Source organism: uncultured Streptococcus sp., assembly GCF_902463925.1.
Lineage (GTDB): Bacteria > Bacillota > Bacilli > Lactobacillales > Streptococcaceae > Streptococcus.
This window is the reverse complement of record NZ_CABQHE010000003.1, coordinates 58,715-78,910: the sequence shown is the minus strand read 5'-3', so window position 1 is coordinate 78,910 and position 20,196 is coordinate 58,715. Positions and strand designations below refer to the sequence as shown.

The following is a 20,196-nucleotide window of genomic DNA, read 5'->3' as shown; positions in this document are numbered from 1 at the left end:
CCATCCTGACAATAATCGTCGTGGTGTAATACCATAAAGTGCGATATAGATACTAAAGAGTTTCTAATCAGTGATGAGGGTAAAGAGGCTAGCAAAAGTAAAAAGTAGCATACTAATCAAACGAAGCCCCTTGTGGGTGAAGAGGTCTTCTTTTGAGAAAATGTAAAGTCCAACTAGAACAGCAAAGTTAAGGATAGAGACTCGAACCAATTGCCAGAAATCTTGAACAGCAATGTGTGAGGCTTGACAGGCCGGAATGTTAGCTTGATTGAGAGAAAGGAGTTCACTCATTTGCCTAGTGGCAGTTAGCATAAATAGTGCATAAGTGAAGTATAGATTTCCGAGCACAATATAGGCTGCCGTTTTTGGGAAAAGACGAGTCTTTTGAGACTGGCCTAAACTGCTTTTGGCTGAGTGGCTTGTCATTTGCCAAATAGACTGCTACAAGTTGGGAAAAAAGCCCTAGAGCAAGTGGGAGACTTATCACTAAACGAGATATAAATAATCCACTGTTTTCGAAATTGATATTGCAATTAAGTAGGGAAGCAAGTGTTTGGAAGACTTGTTGCCATAGCTGAGCGAAAGAAGGCAAGACCTGGCTAAGCTGGTTAGCAGCAAATACAGTAAGTACCAAGGCAGTGATAATACTAATGAGAATCATTCGTTTGTATAGTTGGTCTTCACGTTTGACTTCTTCATCAAGCTTTTGTTTAAGTGTCTTTTTATAAAATTTGGTTTGCAGACTTTCCTCTTCGTAGGGATACTCCTGAGAGACTATCTGTAAATCGGTGTTGTAGTTATTTGTTTCCATCATAATTCTCCTTTAGGTTTTAACTCAAAAGAAGACGTTATCATAAAAATGAAGATAATTGTTACATAACTGTAAAATTACTAAAAATGGCTCTATGGACTTAGAACTAGAGAAGTAGAAAGAAATAAAATGCCCCCATAAAAATTTTTCTCACACCGGATGATAGAATCTGGCTAATGACTGCCAATATCTTTCTCATTCGAAAAAGCATTTGCCTAATTTATAAATGGTTTGTCAACTTTCATCCGAAATAGTTTAAGGGACCATTCGGCTTGATTGTCAAAAGTGACGCTATTTTTGACATTTTATGTGATATTGATATCATGTTGATGTTGCGAAAATTCTGAAAATTAGTTGACATGTGTTGTCAAAATAGTATGATATTAACATAAAAAAATTTAGGAGGTTCTTATGTTAGGTGTCATCCTACTCTATGTTGGCATGGTTTTAATGAGTAATGGATTTCATCGCTTGGAAGGTATTCCCGACAAATCAAATGTTGTTATGAATATCTTTACAGGTGGTTTGGGTTTGATTCTCAACATTATTGTCATTGCTTATGGAGCTTGTACAGGTCAAGGCGCTGAATGGTTTTATGGTAGCGCCACTGGTCTTTTATTTGCCTTCACCTACCTTTACTCAGCTATCAATACGATTTTCGATTTTGATCAACGTTTGTATGGATGGTTTAGTTTATTTGTGGCAATTAATACGCTACCAGCAGGGATTCTTTGCTTAACATCTGGATACGGTGGTAATGCTTGGTATGGTATTATTTGGTTCTTGTGGGGAGTTCTATGGCTAACTGCCTTTATTGAAATTAACCTTAAGAAGAACCTAGGGAAATTTGTTCCTTACCTAGCTATTTTCGAAGGAATTATAACAGCTTGGATTCCAGGGCTTTTGATGCTTTGGGGCAAGTGGTAAGCATTGATTTAAGGAGGAAAAACGATGCAATTAACAATGCGTGAGCAGGAAAAAATGATGATTAGTCTTGCGGCTATGATTGCTCAACGACGTAAAGATAAAGGAATTAAATTGAATCACCCGGAAGCAGTCGCTTTGATTACAGACTATGTACTTGAAGGTGCAAGAGAAGGTAAGACGGTTGCGCAATTGATGGATGAAGCCCGTAATCTCTTAACACGTGAAGATGTTATGGAGGGAATTGCAGAAATGATTCCAATGATTCAAGTTGAAGCTACTTTTACAGACAGTACAAAATTGGTTACTGTTCATGATCCTATTCAGTAAGGAGAAAATGTAATGATTCCAGGTGAATACCATGTGGCGAGTGAGCCAATTGATTATAACGGTGGTTACGAAGCCATTAGTCTTGAAGTGAAAAATGTGGGTGACCGTGCTGCTCAAGTGGGTTCTCACTATCATTTTTACGAAGCAAACGAAGCTGGTCTTCAATTTGATCGTGAAAAGGCGAGAGGCAAACGTCTAGATATTCCAGCAGGTACAGCCATTCGTTTTGAGCCAGGCGAAACGAAAACAGTACAACTTATTGACTTTGGAGGGAAACGTCGTATTTTTGGTTTCAATAACAAGGTCAATGGTTTCTTAGACTAGAAAGAGGACAAATCGATGAGTTTTAAAATGGATCGTGAAGAGTATGCTCAACACTACGGACCAACTGTAGGTGATAGCGTACGTCTTGGAGATACCAATCTTTTTGCAGCCATTGAAAAAGACTTTACTGTTTATGGACAGGAATCTAAGTTCGGTGGTGGTAAAGTTTTGCGTGATGGTATGGGTGTTAGTGCTACGGAAACACGTGATAATCCATCAGTTGTTGATACTATTATTACAGGTGCAACCATCATTGACTATACAGGTATTATTAAAGCAGATATCGGTATTCGTGATGGTAAGATTGTTGCTATCGGTCGCGGTGGTAACCCAGATACAATGGACAATGTGGACTTTGTTGTGGGTGCTAGTACAGAAGCCATTGCGGCAGAAGGTTTGATTGTGACTGCTGGTGGTATTGACCTTCACGTACACTATATTTCTGCTGATCTTCCTGAATTTGGTTTGGATAATGGGATCACTACCCTCTTTGGTGGTGGTACTGGTCCAGCTGACGGAAGTAATGCAACAACATGTACACCAGGTAAATTTCACATCACTCGTATGTTGCAAGCTGTTGACGATATGCCTGCTAACTTTGGTTTCCTTGCCAAAGGTGTTGGTTCTGAGACTGAAGTGGTTGAAGAGCAAATTAAGGCTGGTGCAGCAGGAATTAAGACACACGAGGACTGGGGTGCGACTTACGCAGGAATTGATAATTCCCTTAAAGTTGCGGATAAATACGATGTTTCCTTTGCGGTCCACACTGACTCTTTGAATGAGGGGGGATTTATGGAAAATACTTTGGAATCCTTCCAAGGTCGTACCGTTCATACCTTCCATACCGAAGGTTCAGGTGGTGGACATGCTCCAGATATCATGGTCTTTGCTGGTAAGGAAAATATTTTGCCATCATCAACTAACCCAACCAACCCCTACACTACAAATGCTATTGGTGAGTTGTTAGATATGGTTATGGTTTGCCACCACTTGGATCCAAAAATTCCAGAAGACGTCTCTTTTGCTGAATCACGTGTACGTAAACAAACAGTGGCTGCGGAAGACGTTCTTCACGATATGGGTGCCCTTAGTATCATGACTTCAGATGCCATGGCTATGGGACGTGTCGGTGAAGTAGCAATGCGTTGTTGGCAACTAGCTGATAAGATGAAGGCTCAGCGTGGTCCGCTTGAAGGCGATTCAGAATTTAACGATAATAACCGTATCAAACGTTACGTGGCTAAATATACAATTAACCCTGCTATCACCAACGGTATTGCAGACTATATCGGTTCTGTAGAAGTTGGTAAATTTGCAGATTTGGTTATCTGGGAACCAGCACAATTTGGTGCAAAACCTAAGTTGGTGCTTAAGGGTGGTATGTTAACTTATGGTGTTATGGGTGACGCTGGTTCAAGTCTTCCAACACCTCAACCACGTATCATGCGTAAATTATATGGTGCTTACGGTCAAGCGGTTCATGAAACAAATCTTACATTTGTCTCTCAATACGCTTATGATCACGGTATCAAAGAAGAAATTGGTTTGAATAAGATTGTTCTTCCTGTTAAGAATACGCGTAACTTGACTAAGCGTGATATGAAGCTTAATGACTACGCTCCAAAAACAATCCGTATCGATCCACAGACCTTTGATGTCTTTATTGATGATGAGCTGGTCACTTGTGAGCCAATCCATACGACATCATTGTCTCAACGTTATTTCTTGTTCTAAGGAAGACGCTATATAAATGAGGCTGGAATTTTTCCTCCAACCTCTTTTGTATTTTATAGCCATAACGTTTTTAGCGCTTTATTAAGTTGCTATATGAGTTTGATGCTAGATTTTTAAAATGTAATAGAAAAGGAAAAAGTATGATTTTTACAAAAGTAGATGCTCTTGTTAAAGATATCGATGTGGACAAATACCATATTGAAACAGTCATTCTTTCGAGTGATGACCTTAACAAAAAAATTATTCGTGTGAAGAGTGATCACGGGAATGAATTTGGTATTCGTCTTGATAAGGGACAAAAATTGCAAAATGGCTCTGCCTTTTTTATCGATGATCACCATGTCCTAGCTATTGGGGTTGAGTCACAGGATTTGATTGTCATTTCACCTAAAGATATGGATGAAATGGGAATCACAGCTCATATTCTTGGGAATACTCATAAACCGATTGAGGTGAAAGATGCTAAGATTTATTTAGAGGTTGACCCAGTTGTAGAGCAAGTCTTGACTCAAAAAGAGATTGCCTATACGATTGAAGAAGTGGTCCTTGACAAACCCCTACGTCATGTGAATTTAACTGCCCATGAACATTAATCCCTTTGCGAATGTGTCTTTGCAAGATTATCTTGAAATTGTACAAATTGTCGATTCAACTTTTCCAATTGGATCATTTAACCACTCTTTTGGGATGGAAAATTATCTGCGCGAAGACACTGTAACAGATGATAAAGGTTACGAAGAGTGGCAAGAAGCCTATTTAGCTAGTCAGTTTAAATATGGTGAAGGTCTTGTAATCAAACTGGTTTATGATGCTATGGCTACAGACAATCTAGAGCAGGTTTGGCATTATGATAAGGTCTTGACAGTTTCGACGCAAGCGCGTGAAACAAGACAGGGGACTAAAATGATTGCTAAGCAAATGCTTCGACTCATTCAAAGGCTCCATGCTATTCCAGTATTGGATGACTATCAGTCCAAAATACGTAAGGGTGAGGTTTTCGGCAATCCAGCTATTGTCTTTGCACTCTATGTGTTTAACAAGGGTTTGGGATGTAGTGAAGCCATTGCACTTTATGGCTATAGCGTAATTTCGACGATGGTTCAAAATGCTGTTCGTGCCATTCCCCTTGGACAGTTTGCTGGACAGGAGATTGTTTTACGTGGCTTTGCACAATTAGAAAAAATGACACAAGAAATTCAAGAACTAGACGCGTCCTACCTTGGGGCCAATACGCCTGGTCTTGAATTAGCTCAGATGAAACATGAAACACAGGTCTTCCGCCTATTCATGTCCTAAAATATCAACAAGGTTGAGAGGAAAAAACAATGACAAAACGTACTGTAATTATTGGAGTTGGTGGACCTGTTGGTTCAGGTAAAACCCTTTTGCTTGAGCGTCTTACACGACGTATGTCCGACTTAAATTTAGCAGTTATTACTAACGATATCTATACAAAAGAAGATGCTCTCTTCTTGGCTAAAAATTCAAGCTTAGATGAAGACCGTATCATTGGCGTAGAAACTGGTGGATGTCCTCATACTGCTATTCGTGAAGATGCTTCTATGAACTTTGAAGCGATTGAAACTCTTCAAGAGCGCTTTAACCATGACTTGGATGTTATTTTCCTTGAAAGTGGTGGTGATAACTTGGCTGCGACCTTCAGTCCTGATTTGGTTGATTTTACGATTTATATTATTGACGTTGCTCAGGGTGAAAAAATCCCACGTAAGGCTGGTCAAGGGATGATTAAGAGTGATTTGTTCTTGATCAATAAGACTGACCTTGCACCTTATGTTGGAGCCAACCTAGACCGTATGCGTGAAGATACCCTTCATTTCCGTAATGAGGATTCTTTCATTTTCACAAATTTGAATAATGATGATAATGTTAAGGAAGTGGAAGAATGGATTCGCAAGAATTTCTTGTTAGAGGATTTGTAAGATGACGCAAGCATATGATGGCTTCGTCCATCTTGGATTTTCAAATCGAAATGGTCGTACAATTTCCCACAAGAAATACCAAGAAGGCAACTCTCGAGTATCAGCAGATAATTCAGATGCCAATGGGGTTCCCTACTATTTCCTCATTAATATGGGTGGGGGCTTTGTCGAGGGTGAGCAGTATCAAGTGACCATTGATGTTAATAAAGATGCTCATGCCTTGGTAACAACTCAAACACCTACCTATGTTTACAAGTGTGAAAGAGGACAGTTGACACAACAACATACGTCCATCTCACTTGAAGAAAATAGTTATTTGGAGTACATGGCTGATGAAGTCATTCCCTATTTAAAATCACGCTATTTCCAAACAAGTCGGATTGATATGGATAAGTCTGCCCACTTGATTTATTCAGATGGTGTGACGGCAGGTTGGTCTCACGAGGATTTACCATTTCAATACCATTATTTTCGTAATTTGACACAAATTTACCAAGAGAATGAGCTTGTTTATAGCGATCAGACCCTCTTAGAGCCTCAGAAACAAGATATGTTTAAACTTGGTTATTTTGAAGGATGGCGTAATTACAATAGTTTGGTAATGGTATCACCAAATATTGACGAGGCTTTTGTTAAGGCTTTGCAGAAGCACTTAGAAGATATGAATTTAGAGTCTGATTTTGCTATTTCATCCTTAGATATTCCAGGTCTGGTGTTACGTATCTTAGGAAAAACTGCTGAGGATAATCGTCGCGTCATTTATGCCTGTGCAGACTATTTTAGACAAGAAATACATGGATTAACCACTTTGAATTTGAGAAAAAATGATATGAGGAGATAAAAAATGCATATTCCTGAAAATTACCTAAGCCCTACAACTTGTGCTGCAATGGGGGCAGTTATGTTGCCTATTTGGTATAAGGCCGTCAAGGAAGTGAAGGTTAAAGTTGATACTGATAAAAAAACGATTCCTATGTTGGGAATCGGGACTTCCTTGTCCTTCCTTATCATGATGTTTAATCTTCCAGCCCCAGGTGGAACGAGTGCCCATGCTGTTGGGGCAGTACTAATTGCTATATTGTTAGGACCTTGGGCTTCCTGTTTAGCAGTTAGTGTAGCCCTGGCTATGCAGGCATTGCTCTTTGGTGATGGTGGAATCTTGGCCTTTGGTGCTAATGCCTTTTGTATGGCCATTGTTATGCCATTTGTAGGTTATGCTGTTTATAAACTCTTGAACAAGTGGACAAAGAACAGGATAATTGCTAGCTTTTTTGGAGGTTATATTGGGATTGTAGCTGCAGCTCTGACTGTTGCGGTTTTACTAGGAATACAACCTATTCTCTTTAAAGATGGTAGTGGTAATCCGCTTTACAATCCATACCCTTTGGGAGTGACGCTTCCAGTAATGGGCTTGACTCACCTCCTCATCGGTCTGGTAGAAGGATTCTTCACAGCAGGTGTTCAAGAATTCATTGAACGTTTGAATATTGATAATACTCAGGAACTAACAACTAAAAAACTACGTCCTTTATTGCTCTTTATCCTAGCCTTGATTATCTTAACGCCACTTGGTTTATTGGCGACGGGAACAGCTTTTGCGGAATGGGATGTCAAAGAGTTGGTAGAAAAATTGGCTCATTATCATGTGGAAGCCCAAGCACCAAAAGGAATGTTGAATGGTTTCTCATTTAATGCCCTTTTCCCAGATTATAGTATCGCAGGCATTCCAGAAGTCTTGGGTTATATCCTGAGCGCTGCCTCTGCTGTTTTGATTTTCTTCATCCTCTATCGCTTGATTTTCGGTAGAAAGGTTAAAAAATGATTCTGCCAAATTGGATGTCGGAAGAGCGTCCGGTAGTCATTAAAGTCGGTAGAAATAACTTTCTTATCCGAAATCGTCACCATCTGGAAGCTCTGCTTCAAAAGTTTGAAACGCATCCTTTAAAAGTAGCATCAGTCTTTCATCCAACAGCTAAGGTTTTACTTCTCTTTTTCTTACTTATTTCAGTGGGAATTAGCCGAAATCTCACAGTTTTGTGGATTCTAGCCTTGTTTTTAGGAGCTGGAGTGGCTTTTTTACCACATTCTGTTTTAGTAAGAACTTTGAAAAAGACCGTTGTCTTGCTAATTTTCCCTTTAATTCTTTACCTACCACATCTCTTGCTTAGTGGAGGTCAATCGCTCTTTCTTTTTAGACTTCCTTTGATTGCCGTAGCCATTGCTTATTATTCAGAGACGAGTACAATAAGTGAGATGTTAGTGGCATTAAAAGGGTTGCATTTTCCTGATCTTGTTCTGCTCCAGTTAGATATCACCATAAAATATATTGATGTCTTTGGAAAACAATTAATGGATTTGCTCAAAGGGATTGAAGCGCGAAGCTTTGGTGGCAATCATCGTTTCCGGATTGGAAGTAATATCTGGGGAATTTTATACCTTAAAGCTATACGCTATGGTGAGGAACTGACTCAAGCTATGGAAGCACGTTGCTTTGTTGGTGAGTATGTCAAGTCATCACAGTCATTCACATGGAAGGACTGGCTGGCCTTGATAGGTCTAGTAGCAGTGATTTTAGGACAGATTCTGTTAGGAGGATGAGATGTTTCAATTGAAACAAGTGGCCTGTGCCTATGAACAAAAAAAGGTTTTTACTGGTCTTGATTTGGAGATTGGGCAAGGACAATATGTGATGTTGATGGGGGAAAATGGGACTGGGAAATCAAGTCTTATCAGTTTATTAACTGGCTTCAAGCAGGAAGAATCTGGTCGCATTCTTTTCTTAGGGAAGGACCTCAAAGAATGGTTGAAGGACAAACGTCGAAAGCGAGATTTTTATAGCCGCCTCGGAATCCTCTTTCAGGATGTGGATAGTCAATTATTTAATAGTACTGTCTATGATGAGATTGCTTTTGGTCCTCGTCAGCTAGGTCTGATTGAAGAAGAAGTCTCACAGCGGGTTCAAGATACACTATCCCTGCTGAAAATTGAAGATTTAAGGAATCGCGTTCCCTATAAACTGTCTGGTGGAGAAAAGAAGAAAGTGGCCTTTGCCAGTATCATGGTAACGAATCCAGATGTCTATATTCTTGATGAACCCTTCAATAATCTTTCTAAAGAATATGAAGAATTTTTTAGGGAGCTTCTACATGAGCTTCATTCAGCTGGGAAAACCATTATCATGTCTGCTCATCACTTTAAGCACCTTCATCATGAAAAGGCTGATGTTCTTCTTTTTGAAGATGGCAAAGCTGATTTCTTTCCTGCTCAGGAAGTGCTCAATAACCAGCAAGTGATTGAGCGTTTGTCACATTATTAACAAGGATAAGTAGAAAATCGTTATTGGTTTTCTACTTTTTCTTTGTCAAACAATTGAAATTTTGAGGTGATAGTATTTTCTTATCACCTTGATTATATTTAAGTATTAGTTAAGCTTAGTGAATTCTGTTACAATAAAAACAATCAATCTCAAAGGAGAATATTATGAAACTTAAAAAAATTCTTGGAATTACGGGTGTAGCCATCGCTTCAGTAGCTTTGCTTGCTGCATGTTCATCTAAATCATCAAAAGAAGCATCTAAATCTTCAGGTGGCAAAGAAACAATTAACTTTGCTACTGTTGGGACAACGGCACCATTCTCATATGAAGAAAATGGTAAATTAACTGGTTACGATGTGGAAGTGGCTAAAGCGGTCTTTAAAGACTCTGATAAATATGAAGTGAAATTCCAAAAAACAGAATGGTCTTCAGTATTTACAGGTCTTGACGCAGCTAAATACCAAATGGCTGGTAACAACATCTCTTACTCAGAAGAACGTGACCAAAAATACCTCTTCTCATACCCAATTGGTACCACACCATCTGTATTGACTGTTCCAAAAGATAGTAATATTAAGAAATATGATGATATCGCTGGACACTCAACACAGGTTGTTCAAGGAACATCAACAGCTACTCAATTGACTGAATTCAATGATAAACATTCAGATAAGCCAGTTGAACTCAACTATACTAATGAAAATATTACACAAATGTTGACAAGTTTGAATGAAGGCAAGTACGACTTCAAGATCTTTGATGCACCAACTGTTAATGCAATCATTAAAAATAATAAATTGAGTAACTTGAAGACTATTGAACTTAAATCTGATCAACAACCATACATCTACTTCTTGTTCGCAGATAACCAAAAAGACCTTCAAAAATTTGTTAACAAACGTTTGGAAGAACTCCAAAAAGATGGTACTTTGGCTAAATTGGCTGAAAAATTCCTTGGAAATAAAGATTATATTCCAACTAAAGACGCTTTGAAAGTTCCAAGCAAAAAATAAGAAAGGAGCTGGGAGTGATTCTCAGCTTTTTCATATAATTAAAATCTAGGACGCATTATAGTTAAAAACTATAGATATATACAATTATAAACAATTTGCTACAATTCTCATCCTATGGGATAATAATTTTACACTTAAAACAATTAAAGGGAGTTCGTTATGAAATTTAAAAAAATTCTCGGAATTACAGGATTGGCAGTCGCTTCAACAGTAGCTTTGGCTGCTTGTGGTGCTGGTGGTAATAAATCAGCTAAAGATGATAAAACTTTGACAGTTGGTATCATGACTTTGGATGATACAACTGAGCCATTGTGGGATAAAGTCAAAGAATTGGCTAAAGACAAGGGTGTTACTATTGAGTTGAAAGAGTTCACAGACTACAACCAACCAAATGAAGCCCTTAAAAATGGCGAAATCGATGTTAATGCTTTCCAACACATTTATTTCTTGAACAACTGGAACAAAGAAAATAAAGGTGATGTAGTTTCGGTAGCTGACACACTTCTTAGTCCAATCCACCTTTTCTCAGGTACTGAAAACGGAAAAGCTAAGTATAAAGATGTTAAAGAGCTTCCAGAAGGAGCTACAATCTCAGTACCTAATGATGGTACAAATGAAAGCCGTGCATTGACTCTTCTTCAAACAGCTGGTTTGATTAAATTAGATGTTAAAAAAGGTGAATTGGCAACTATCAAGAACATTTCTGAAAATCCAAAGAAATTGGACATCAAAGAAATCTCAGCTGAACAAGCTGCCCAAACGCTTTCATCAGTAGATGCAGCGGTTGTTAATAACTCATACGCCCAACAACAAAACGTTAACTATGATACAACTCTCTTCCAAGAAGATCCAAGTCAAGATTTGAAAGATTGGGTTAACATCATTGCAGCTAATAAAGATTGGAAAAAATCAAATAAAGCTGATGCGATCAAAGTTTTGATTAAAGCTTACCAAAATGATGAAGTAGCACAAATCATCTATGATGCATCTAACAAGGTTGACCTTCCAGCATGGAAAGGTGCACCAACACAAGATCAATTGAAAGCTAATTCAAAGAAATAAGCTAAGGGCGGAAGGGCGTGTGAGAACACGCCGTTTTGTCTTGTATGAAGGAGACGAATTTGATGGCATTTTCTAGTGAAGAAGAACAGTTACAAAAGTTCCGTAATGACGAAACTGCTCAACACTATTTTGAAGTTTTGCGGACTTTGATTTCTAAAAAATCTATTTTTGCTCAAAATATTGGTCTCTATGATGTGGCTGCTTACCTTGGTGAGATTTTCTCTGGTGTTGGCGCAGAGGTGACAATTGACGAGACCTATACGGCACCTTTTGTCTTGGCAAAATTCAAGAGTTCAAATCCAGATGCGAAAACAATTATTTTCTATCAACACTATGATACGGTTCCTGCGGATAATGATCAGCCATGGACAGATGACCCTTTCTGTCTGACTGTTCGTAAGGGCTACATGTATGGTCGTGGTGTTGATGATGATAAGGGGCATATTACAGCTCGTTTGACAGCCCTTCGGAAATATATTCGAGAGGTTGGTGACCTTCCTGTAAACATTACATTTATGATGGAGGGCGCTGAAGAATCTGCTTCAACCGACCTTGAAAAATATTTGGAAAAATACCGAGATGACCTTCTTCCAGCAGACCTATTGGTTTGGGAGCAAGGAAATCGAAATAGTAAAGGTCAATTGGAAATCACAGGTGGCAACAAGGGAATTATTACCTTTGATTTGTCTGTCGAGAGTGCTGATGTTGATATTCATTCTAAATTTGGTGCCGTGATTGAATCGGCTTCATGGTATTTGCTTAATGCTATTTCAAGCATGAGAGATGATCAGGGACGTATCCTTATCGACGGCATCTATGAAAAGATTGTCCAACCAAACGAACGAGAGATGGATCTTATTGAAACTTATGCCATTGAAAATGCAGATAGTCTTCGTAAGATTTACGGCTTAAAACTACCCATTTTAGAAAGTGACCGCCGTGCTTTCTTAAAAACTTATTATTTTGAGCCTGCCCTTTCCATTGAAGGGATTTCGACAGGTTATCAAGGGCAAGGTGTTAAGACCATTCTGCCAGCTCAAGCCAAAGCTAAGATGGAGATGCGCTTGGTCCCTGGTTTGACACCTGAGTATGTTTTGGATTGTATCAAGGCTCACCTTAAAAAAGAAGGATTTGACCGTATCAAGGTAACCTTCACTCTTGGTGAAGAAAGTTATCGAAGTGATATGTCTGATCCAGCTATTGTCAATGTTATTGAGTTAGCAAAAGGCTTTTATGAAGAAGGTGTTGCTGTACTTCCAACGGCAGCAGGTACAGGGCCTATGCATATGATTTATCAGGCTTTGGGTGTTCCGATGGCAGCCTTTGGTATAGGAAATGCCAACAGTCGTGACCATGGTGGGGATGAAAATGTTAGCCTAGCAGATTACTACACCCACATTGAACTAATTAAGGAGTTAATTGCAAGTTATGAGTAATGTCATTATTGATTTGAAAAATATTGATATCACCTTTACTCAGAAACGCCGCACCATTCAAGCGGTTAAGGATGTGTCTATCCAGATTGAAAAAGGTGATATTTACGGAATCGTTGGTTATTCAGGAGCTGGTAAATCTACGCTTGTGCGTGCGATTAATCTTTTGCAAGTGCCTACAGCTGGTAAAATCACTATTGGTAAAGATGTGACTTTTGCAGATGGTAAGGTCCAATTGTCGACAAAAGAATTGCGTCAGAAACGTCAAACGATTGGGATGATTTTCCAACACTTTAACCTTATGTCTCAAAAGACGGCTTATGAAAATGTAGCCTTTGCCCTTCGTCATTCTAAACTAAGCAATGAAGAGAAAGACAAAAAAATTCGTGGTCTTTTGGAATTGGTTGATTTGGCTGATCGTGCCGAAAACTATCCTGCACAATTGTCAGGTGGTCAAAAACAACGTGTAGCGATTGCGCGTGCCTTGGCTAACGATCCAGAAATCTTGATTTCAGATGAGTCTACATCAGCTCTAGACCCTAAGACAACTAAACAAATCCTTTCACTTTTGCAAGATTTGAATAAAAAACTTGGGTTGACAGTGGTTATGATTACTCACGAAATGCAAATCGTCAAAGATATTTGTAACCGTGTGGCTGTTATGCAAAATGGACAACTTTTGGAAGAAGGAAGTGTTCTTGATATCTTCTCAAATCCACAAGAGGATTTGACACAAGAATTTATTGAAACTGCAGCAGGGATTGAGGATGCCTTGACTAAGATTAATGCACAACCTTTGGTGAGAAACTTACCTGCATCTGCACTTCTTGTTCAGCTTAAATATGTAGGTTCTTCAACAGATGAGCCACTCTTGACTGAAATTTTCAAAGATTACGAAGTTTCAAGTAACATTCTTTATGGTAATGTTGAGATTCTAGGTGACACTCCTGTTGGTGAATTAGTCGTTGTCTTGGATGGTGAGGCAGATAAGGTTCTTGCTGCTCAAAAAGCGATTGAAAATGCAGGTGTCAGCTTGCAAGTACTTAAGAAAGGAGCCCAATAATGGCAGATTGGATTCAACAAAACTTTCCAGATATTTATCGTATCGGTATGCAGGGGGTTAACTCTTGGCCAGATGCCATCTACGCGACACTCTACATGACGGTTATTTCTTTCATCATTGGGGGACTTCTTGGTCTTGTTATGGGCCTCTTCTTGGTATTGACAGGTCCTCGTGGAGTCATTGAAAATAAATTTATTTTCCAAATCTTGGATAAAATCACTTCAATCTTCCGTGCCATTCCTTTCATCATCCTCTTGGCGATTTTGAAAGGATTCACTTACTTTATCGTGGGGACTAACCTTGGTATGACAGCGGCCTTGGTTCCATTGTCAGCTGCAACCTTCCCATTCTTTGCACGTCAAGTACAGGTGGTACTTGCGGATCTTGACCGTGGCGTTATTGAAGCAGCACAAGCTAGTGGAGCAACACTTTGGGACACGATTAAGGTTTATCTTGGCGAAGGACTCCCAGAATTGGTTCGTGTATCAACAGTGACTTTGATTTCCCTTGTGGGTGAAACTGCCATGGCTGGAGCTATTGGTGCAGGTGGTCTTGGTTACATCGCCATATATTATGGATACAATCGTTCAAGTACATCAGTTACCATCTTGGCAACCTTCTTGATTTTGATTTTGATTTTCCTTATTCAGTTTCTCGGTGATTTCTTAACCCGCAAATTGAGTCATAAATAGAATTTGAAAGCCTGTTTACCACAGACTTTTTTCATATCTTGACGATTTCAGTAATTTATCATAATATGGAAACTATCGAATGCTTTGTGGTTGTGATAACCACAAAAAGGAGTTAATGAGTTATGAAACGTTTTATTTCAACTTGGAATAGAACCAGTCTAATTAAGCGCATTGCCATTGGTGTGGTAGTGGGTGCTGTGCTTGGTTTACTTATTCCTAAGTTTACGGTTATTGGTCTCTTGGGAGACATGTTTGTTGGTGGTTTGAAGGCAATTGCTCCACTTTTAGTCTTTGCCCTGGTTGCCAATGCCCTTTCCCAAACGCGAGAAGGTCAACAAAGCAACATGAAGACAGTTATTGTTCTTTATCTCTTTGGGACCTTTGCGGCTGCTTTGACGGCTGTTATTTCTCACTATATTTTTCCAATTTCTCTGAAGTTGGGAGCAGCGGCGGCGACTAAAGCGACGGCACCTCAAGGTGTGGGAGAAGTTTTTAAAGATTTATTGCTTAAGATGGTGGATAACCCTGTCAATGCCTTGGCTCAAGCCAACTATATTGGTGTTTTGGTATGGGCAGTTGTCTTTGGTTTTGCCATGCGAACAGCTAGCAATCACACGAAAGATTTGCTTAATACTTTGGCAGAAGTGACTTCGCAAATCGTTCGTTGGATTATTAACTTGGCCCCATTTGGTATCCTTGGTCTAGTCTTTAATACTATTTCTGAGAATGGTGTCGGTGTTTTGGCAGATTATGGTGTCCTAATCCTTGTTTTAGTGGGAACAATGGCCTTTGTTGCCTTGGTTGTTAATCCAATCATTGCTTTTGTGATGATGGGCAAAAATCCTTTCCCACTAGTTTTCCGTTGTTTGAAAGATTCAGGGATTACAGCCTTCTTTACTCGCTCGTCAGCAGCTAATATTCCCGTTAACCTTCAATTGTGTGAGGACCTTGGCTTGAATCCTGATACCTATTCTGTTTCTATCCCTCTAGGGTCAACTATTAACATGGCAGGAGCGGCTGTGACAATCAATGTTTTGACGCTTGCTGCAGTGACTACTTTGGGAATTGGGGTTGATTTTGCAACAGCCCTTATTCTTAGTGTGGTTTCAGCTATTTCTGCTTGCGGTGCCTCAGGTATTGCAGGAGGTTCCCTTCTCTTGGTACCCGTAGCATGTAGCCTCTTTGGGATCTCAAATGATTTAGCTATGCAAGTTGTTGGTGTCGGCTTTATCGTCGGTGTCATCCAAGACTCTTGTGAAACAGCTCTCAACTCGTCAACAGATGTTCTTTTTACAGCAGTAGCAGAAAAAAGTCGTTGGAAGAAATCTTAGATAAGTACTACATGGTCAGCCTCTTGGGCTGACTTTTTGATTTTAGAGGGAAACATAGGTAAAGGCTATAACTAGCTCAAGAATTTGTCGTCTTTAAAATATCTATAAAATGTGATAAAATAAACGTCTCTAATAGAAAAAGGTGAGATACTTATGACTAATAACCTATTAGTACTTCAATCGGATTTTGGTTTGGTTGATGGTGCTGTTTCGGCCATGATTGGTGTGGCCCTTCAGGAAGAACCTAGTTTGGGAGTTCATCACCTGACACATGATATTACTCCCTACAACACTTTTGAGGCTTCTTATCGTTTGTTTCAGACCGTTGAATACTGGCCAGAGGGGACAACCTTTGTTTCGGTAGTTGATCCGGGTGTAGGTTCCTCACGTAAAAGTGTAGTTGCCTTAACAAAGACGGGGCAATATATCGTCACACCAGATAACGGGACACTTTCTTATATCAAGAAGGTTGTTGGTATCGAGGCTGTTCGTGAGATTTCCGAGGTTGAGAATCGTCGTAGTAATACAGAACTTTCCTATACCTTCCATGGTCGTGATGTTTATGCCTATACAGGTGCCAAATTAGCTTCTGGTCATATCAGTTTTGAAGAAGTTGGTCCTGAGTTACCTGTGGACAAAATTTTAGAACTTCCAGTGGTTGAAACCATCATAGAGGATAATTTGGTTCGTGGGGCTATTGACATTTTGGATGTCCGTTTCGGCTCTCTTTGGACCTCTATCACACGTGATGACTTTTACGCGTTGGCACCAAACTTTGGTGATCGATTCGAAGTAACCATCTTTAACAATGATATGTTGGTCTACCAAAACCAAGTTACCTATGGGAAATCTTTTGCGGATGTTCGTATTGGTCAGCCAATTATTTATATCAATTCCCTCTATCGTGTTGGCTTAGCCATTAACCAAGGGTCTTTTGCTAAGGCCTATAATGTTGGTGTAGGGTCTAACTGGCACATTGAAATTAAACGTTTAGGAGATTAAAGTAAGATTATGAAAAATAATTCAATTCGTACAGTAGTTGCGACAGGTATTGGTGCAGCACTCTTTATTATCATTGGTATGTTTGTTAATATCCCTATTTTTGGGAATACTAGCATCCAACTTCAGTATGCTGTTCAAGCCCTATTCTCAGTGATTTATGGGCCTATTACAGGTTTCTTTATGGGCTTTATTGGCCATGCGCTTAAAGATGGCATCCAATACGGAAATATCTCATGGGCTTGGGTACTTGCAAGTGCTATTACAGGTCTTGTAATTGGTCTCTTCAACAAAAAATATGATGTGACAACTGGCAAGTTTTCTTTGATGAATATGATTTGGTTTAACCTAGCACAAGCATTGGCCCTTCTCGTTGCCTATGGTATTGTTACCCCTATTGGTGATAGACTCCAATTTGCACAAGCCTGGTCATACCTTTATGCACAAAGTTTTGTAGCTGGCGTAGCTAACTTTATTACAATTGCAATTGGAGGAACCCTCCTTCTTGCAATCTATGCTAGCTCACGTACACAATCTGGTAGTCTTACCAAAGACTAGCATGACTTATAGGAGAGTGGGACTGTCAGTTTGTTTTGATACCTCCTCTCTTTTTTAGTAGAAACATGGATAAATACATTAGTTTTAATCACTTTACATTTCAATATGATGCGCAAGCAGAAGCGACGCTTAAAGATATCAGCTTTGATATTGCCAAGGGCGAAAAAGTCCTCATCTTAGGTCCTTCTGGTAGTGGAAAGTCGACCCTAGCTCAGTGTCTCAATGGTATCATACCTAATATTCATAAAGGACAGGCACAAGGCCAGGTAAGGATAGATGGTCAGGATATTTTCAAGCAATCTATCTATGATAAGTCACAGTTGGTATCGACGGTATTGCAGGATCCAGATGGTCAGTTTATTGGCCTAACAGTAGCCGAGGATTTGGCTTTTGCTTTGGAGAATGATTGTGCTGATCAAAGTGAGATGAAAGATAAGGTAGCCCTCTGGGCTGAACGCTTGGATTTGGGTTCCCTTTTGAATTATCGACCTCAAGATTTATCGGGGGGGCAAAAACAGCGGGTCAGTTTGGCTGGTGTCTTGATTGATGAGAGCCCCATTCTTTTATTTGATGAGCCTTTAGCAAATTTAGATCCTAAATCAGGACAGGAGACTATTAATCTAATTGATAAGATCCACAAGGAGGTGGGAGCTACGACGATTATTATTGAGCATCGTCTAGAAGATGTTCTTTATCGTCCCGTTGACCGCATTTTACTGGTCAATAAAGGAGAGCTCCTCTTTAACGGTAGGCCAGATGAGCTTTTATCGAGTACACTTTTGTTGGAAAATGGGATTCGAGACCCCCTGTATCTGACGGTTTTACGTCAGTTGGGATTTGATACAACTAGAGCACAAAATCTTAGCCAACTAGATGCTTTGGATTTGTCTGGATTAGGTATCCCAGATAGAGTTTTGAGAGATAAAATGGAAGCTTCGACCGATTCTATTTTGAAGGTTGAGGGGCTTAGCGTTTCCTATGGAGATAATCCAGCAGTCATAGAGGATATGTCCTTTAGCTTGAAGAAAGGAGAGCGACTAGCGATTGTCGGTAAAAATGGGGCTGGGAAGTCGACGCTTGCTAAGGCTCTATGTGGTTTTGTCCCTAGTCAAGGGAAATTAATTTACAAGGGTCGGGATATTAGTCAGGATAGCATTGCCGAGCGTTCAGAACGTATAGGCTTTGTTTTGCAAAACCCAAATCAGATGATTAGCCAAACTATGATTTTTGATGAGGTGGCTCTTGGTTTGCGCTTGCGAGGAATTGAAGAGACTGAGGTTGAAGAGCGTGTTCATGAGGTCCTGAAGACTTGTGGCCTCTATAGTTTTCGTAAATGGCCCATTTCTGCGCTTTCCTTTGGTCAGAAAAAGCGCGTGACCATTGCATCTATCTTGGTTTTGAAACCTGAAATCATTATCTTGGATGAGCCAACGGCTGGTCAAGATTACAAGACTTACACAGATATCATGAATTTCTTGGACAGTCTTCAGAAGCAAGGTCATACCATTGTGATGATTACCCATGACATGCAGCTCATGTTGGAATATAGCGATCGTTGTCTCGTTGTAGTTGAAGGTAAAATCATTGCAGATGATAATCCTGTTACCATTCTTAATCAGAAGGACCTACTTGAGTCAGCTAATCTCAAGCAGACATCTCTTTATAGCTTAGGTCAGAAGTTGTTATGTGATCCGGTAAAAGTAACCCAGTATTATATAGAAAAAGGAGGGCCTTATGTCTAATCGTTTAATAGGTTATCAACCAGGTCGAGGTTTCCTCTATGATTTGTCTGGGGCGAGTAAGATGCTATTCTTTATCCTGGTTTCAGTTGCTTGTATGGCCACCTATGATCCACGCTTTATCCTAGCAGTAGGTCTACTTTCGATTTATCTCTTTAACTTGGCTAACATTTGTTGGAGGGATATTTCTTTTGTTGTGAAGATCATTGGCTCGATTGCCCTTTTTAATTTACTTATGGTCTACCTTTTCGCACCTGGCTATGGTGAAGAAATTTATGGAGCTAAGACAGTTCTGATTGAAGGATGGGGGCGTTTCTATTTAACCAGTCAGGAGCTCTTTTATCTTGCAAATCTTTTGCTTAAGTATTTTTCAACAGTCCCTCTTGCCATCCTTTTTCTTATGACGACCCATCCCAGTCAGTTTGCGGCTAGTCTTAATCAGATTGGTATTCCCTATAAATTTGCTTACTCCGTCAGTTTGACCTTGCGTTATATTCCAGATGTTCAAGAAGAATTCTTTACTATTCGTAAGGCTCAAGAAGCGCGTGGTTTGGATTTGTCACAAAAGGCGGGACTGGTCAAACGTATTCGTGGGAATCTACAAATCGTTCTCCCTCTGATTTTTTCGTCACTCGAACGTATTGATACTGTATCGACGGCTATGGAATTACGTCGATTTGGTCAATACAAAAAACGTACATGGTATGTGCACAAATCCTTGACTAAACAAGATTATCTTGTAATCGTATCAGCTACTCTTTTATTGGGAATTAGTCTGGAGTTGATTTATCTTAACCATGGGCGTTTTTACAATCCATGGATTTGAAGTTGTCTTTCAGTGAGTTCTAAATAAACGATAGAGTTCTGAGATGTCTATAGCATCTTCAGAGCTTTTTTAGTTTTTTATTCCCAATTTTTGAATGATAT

The 20,196-nt window shown here is 39.5% G+C and carries 23 protein-coding genes; 21 read left to right on the top strand and 2 right to left on the bottom strand.

Features of this window, described 5'->3' with window-relative positions; genetic code table 11:
- Positions 1–63 precede the first annotated feature (63 nt).
- Positions 64–291 carry an ure cluster protein gene (locus RDY04_RS03280; RefSeq protein WP_303952078.1) on the bottom strand — a complete coding sequence of 76 codons (228 nt, stop codon included), beginning with the start codon at positions 289–291 and terminating at the stop codon, positions 64–66.
- A 4-nt stretch (positions 292–295) separates the two neighbouring features.
- A complete protein-coding gene (locus tag RDY04_RS03275; protein WP_303952076.1) occupies positions 296–814 on the bottom strand; it encodes a hypothetical protein in 519 nt (172 codons plus the stop codon).
- Positions 815–1,222: 408 nt separating this feature from the next.
- On the opposite strand from RDY04_RS03275, the gene RDY04_RS03270 reads away from it, so the two are divergent.
- The 21 genes from RDY04_RS03270 to RDY04_RS03170 all read left to right on the top strand — a co-directional run bounded on the left by RDY04_RS03270 (position 1,223) and on the right by RDY04_RS03170 (position 20,095).
- The gene (locus tag RDY04_RS03270; RefSeq protein ID WP_295493065.1) at positions 1,223–1,738 is read left to right on the top strand and encodes an AmiS/UreI family transporter; all 516 of its coding nucleotides are present in this window, start codon (positions 1,223–1,225) and stop codon (positions 1,736–1,738) included.
- 24 nt (positions 1,739–1,762) lie between these two features.
- On the top strand, positions 1,763–2,065 hold the full coding sequence (locus tag RDY04_RS03265) for an urease subunit gamma (RefSeq protein ID WP_002886558.1): 303 nt from the start codon (positions 1,763–1,765) through the stop codon (positions 2,063–2,065).
- Positions 2,066–2,077: 12 nt separating this feature from the next.
- Positions 2,078–2,389, top strand: coding sequence for an urease subunit beta (locus RDY04_RS03260; RefSeq protein WP_002886559.1), 312 nt, complete (start codon positions 2,078–2,080; stop codon positions 2,387–2,389).
- A 15-nt stretch (positions 2,390–2,404) separates the two neighbouring features.
- Positions 2,405–4,123, top strand: coding sequence for an urease subunit alpha (ureC, locus tag RDY04_RS03255; RefSeq protein ID WP_002886560.1), 1,719 nt, complete (start codon positions 2,405–2,407; stop codon positions 4,121–4,123).
- Positions 4,124–4,263: 140 nt separating this feature from the next.
- Positions 4,264–4,716 carry an urease accessory protein UreE gene (gene ureE / locus RDY04_RS03250; protein ID WP_002949549.1) on the top strand — a complete coding sequence of 151 codons (453 nt, stop codon included), beginning with the start codon at positions 4,264–4,266 and terminating at the stop codon, positions 4,714–4,716.
- The gene (locus RDY04_RS03245) at positions 4,706–5,419 is read left to right on the top strand and encodes an urease accessory protein UreF (RefSeq protein ID WP_303952070.1); all 714 of its coding nucleotides are present in this window, start codon (positions 4,706–4,708) and stop codon (positions 5,417–5,419) included. The genes ureE and RDY04_RS03245 overlap by 11 nt, the downstream gene beginning before the upstream one ends.
- 29 nt (positions 5,420–5,448) lie before the next feature.
- The gene (gene ureG, locus RDY04_RS03240; RefSeq protein ID WP_002889928.1) at positions 5,449–6,063 is read left to right on the top strand and encodes an urease accessory protein UreG; all 615 of its coding nucleotides are present in this window, start codon (positions 5,449–5,451) and stop codon (positions 6,061–6,063) included.
- A 1-nt stretch (position 6,064) separates the two neighbouring features.
- Positions 6,065–6,904 (top strand): urease accessory protein UreD, encoded by an 840-nt coding sequence (locus tag RDY04_RS03235; protein WP_303952055.1) that lies wholly within the window; start codon positions 6,065–6,067, stop codon positions 6,902–6,904.
- Positions 6,905–6,907: 3 nt separating this feature from the next.
- A complete protein-coding gene (cbiM, locus tag RDY04_RS03230; protein ID WP_303952053.1) occupies positions 6,908–7,885 on the top strand; it encodes a cobalt transporter CbiM in 978 nt (325 codons plus the stop codon).
- A complete protein-coding gene (locus RDY04_RS03225) occupies positions 7,882–8,661 on the top strand; it encodes an energy-coupling factor transporter transmembrane component T (RefSeq protein ID WP_303952051.1) in 780 nt (259 codons plus the stop codon). The genes cbiM and RDY04_RS03225 overlap by 4 nt, the downstream gene beginning before the upstream one ends.
- A gap of 1 nt (position 8,662) precedes the next feature.
- Positions 8,663–9,379, top strand: a complete 717-nt coding sequence (locus tag RDY04_RS03220) for an ABC transporter ATP-binding protein (RefSeq protein WP_303952049.1) — start codon at positions 8,663–8,665, stop codon at positions 9,377–9,379.
- 164 nt (positions 9,380–9,543) lie between these two features.
- Positions 9,544–10,392: an amino acid ABC transporter substrate-binding protein gene (locus RDY04_RS03215; RefSeq protein WP_303952047.1), complete on the top strand. Its 849-nt coding sequence runs from the start codon at positions 9,544–9,546 to the stop codon at positions 10,390–10,392.
- Positions 10,393–10,551: 159 nt separating this feature from the next.
- On the top strand, positions 10,552–11,454 hold the full coding sequence (locus RDY04_RS03210; protein WP_303952046.1) for a MetQ/NlpA family ABC transporter substrate-binding protein: 903 nt from the start codon (positions 10,552–10,554) through the stop codon (positions 11,452–11,454).
- Between the two features lie 62 nt (positions 11,455–11,516).
- Positions 11,517–12,890 carry a M20/M25/M40 family metallo-hydrolase gene (locus tag RDY04_RS03205; RefSeq protein WP_303952045.1) on the top strand — a complete coding sequence of 458 codons (1,374 nt, stop codon included), beginning with the start codon at positions 11,517–11,519 and terminating at the stop codon, positions 12,888–12,890.
- Positions 12,883–13,950, top strand: coding sequence for a methionine ABC transporter ATP-binding protein (locus RDY04_RS03200; RefSeq protein WP_303952043.1), 1,068 nt, complete (start codon positions 12,883–12,885; stop codon positions 13,948–13,950). The genes RDY04_RS03205 and RDY04_RS03200 overlap by 8 nt, the downstream gene beginning before the upstream one ends.
- The gene (locus tag RDY04_RS03195) at positions 13,950–14,642 is read left to right on the top strand and encodes a methionine ABC transporter permease (protein ID WP_303952041.1); all 693 of its coding nucleotides are present in this window, start codon (positions 13,950–13,952) and stop codon (positions 14,640–14,642) included. The genes RDY04_RS03200 and RDY04_RS03195 overlap by 1 nt, the downstream gene beginning before the upstream one ends.
- Before the next feature lie 122 nt (positions 14,643–14,764).
- On the top strand, positions 14,765–15,973 hold the full coding sequence (sstT, locus tag RDY04_RS03190; protein ID WP_303952040.1) for a serine/threonine transporter SstT: 1,209 nt from the start codon (positions 14,765–14,767) through the stop codon (positions 15,971–15,973).
- A gap of 153 nt (positions 15,974–16,126) precedes the next feature.
- Positions 16,127–16,975 carry an S-adenosyl-l-methionine hydroxide adenosyltransferase family protein gene (locus tag RDY04_RS03185; RefSeq protein WP_295493013.1) on the top strand — a complete coding sequence of 283 codons (849 nt, stop codon included), beginning with the start codon at positions 16,127–16,129 and terminating at the stop codon, positions 16,973–16,975.
- A 9-nt stretch (positions 16,976–16,984) separates the two neighbouring features.
- Positions 16,985–17,530 carry an ECF-type riboflavin transporter substrate-binding protein gene (locus tag RDY04_RS03180; RefSeq protein WP_303952037.1) on the top strand — a complete coding sequence of 182 codons (546 nt, stop codon included), beginning with the start codon at positions 16,985–16,987 and terminating at the stop codon, positions 17,528–17,530.
- 65 nt (positions 17,531–17,595) lie between these two features.
- On the top strand, positions 17,596–19,272 hold the full coding sequence (locus RDY04_RS03175) for an ABC transporter ATP-binding protein (RefSeq protein WP_303952036.1): 1,677 nt from the start codon (positions 17,596–17,598) through the stop codon (positions 19,270–19,272).
- Positions 19,265–20,095 (top strand): energy-coupling factor transporter transmembrane protein EcfT, encoded by an 831-nt coding sequence (locus RDY04_RS03170; protein ID WP_303952034.1) that lies wholly within the window; start codon positions 19,265–19,267, stop codon positions 20,093–20,095. The genes RDY04_RS03175 and RDY04_RS03170 overlap by 8 nt, the downstream gene beginning before the upstream one ends.
- Positions 20,096–20,196 lie beyond the last annotated feature (101 nt).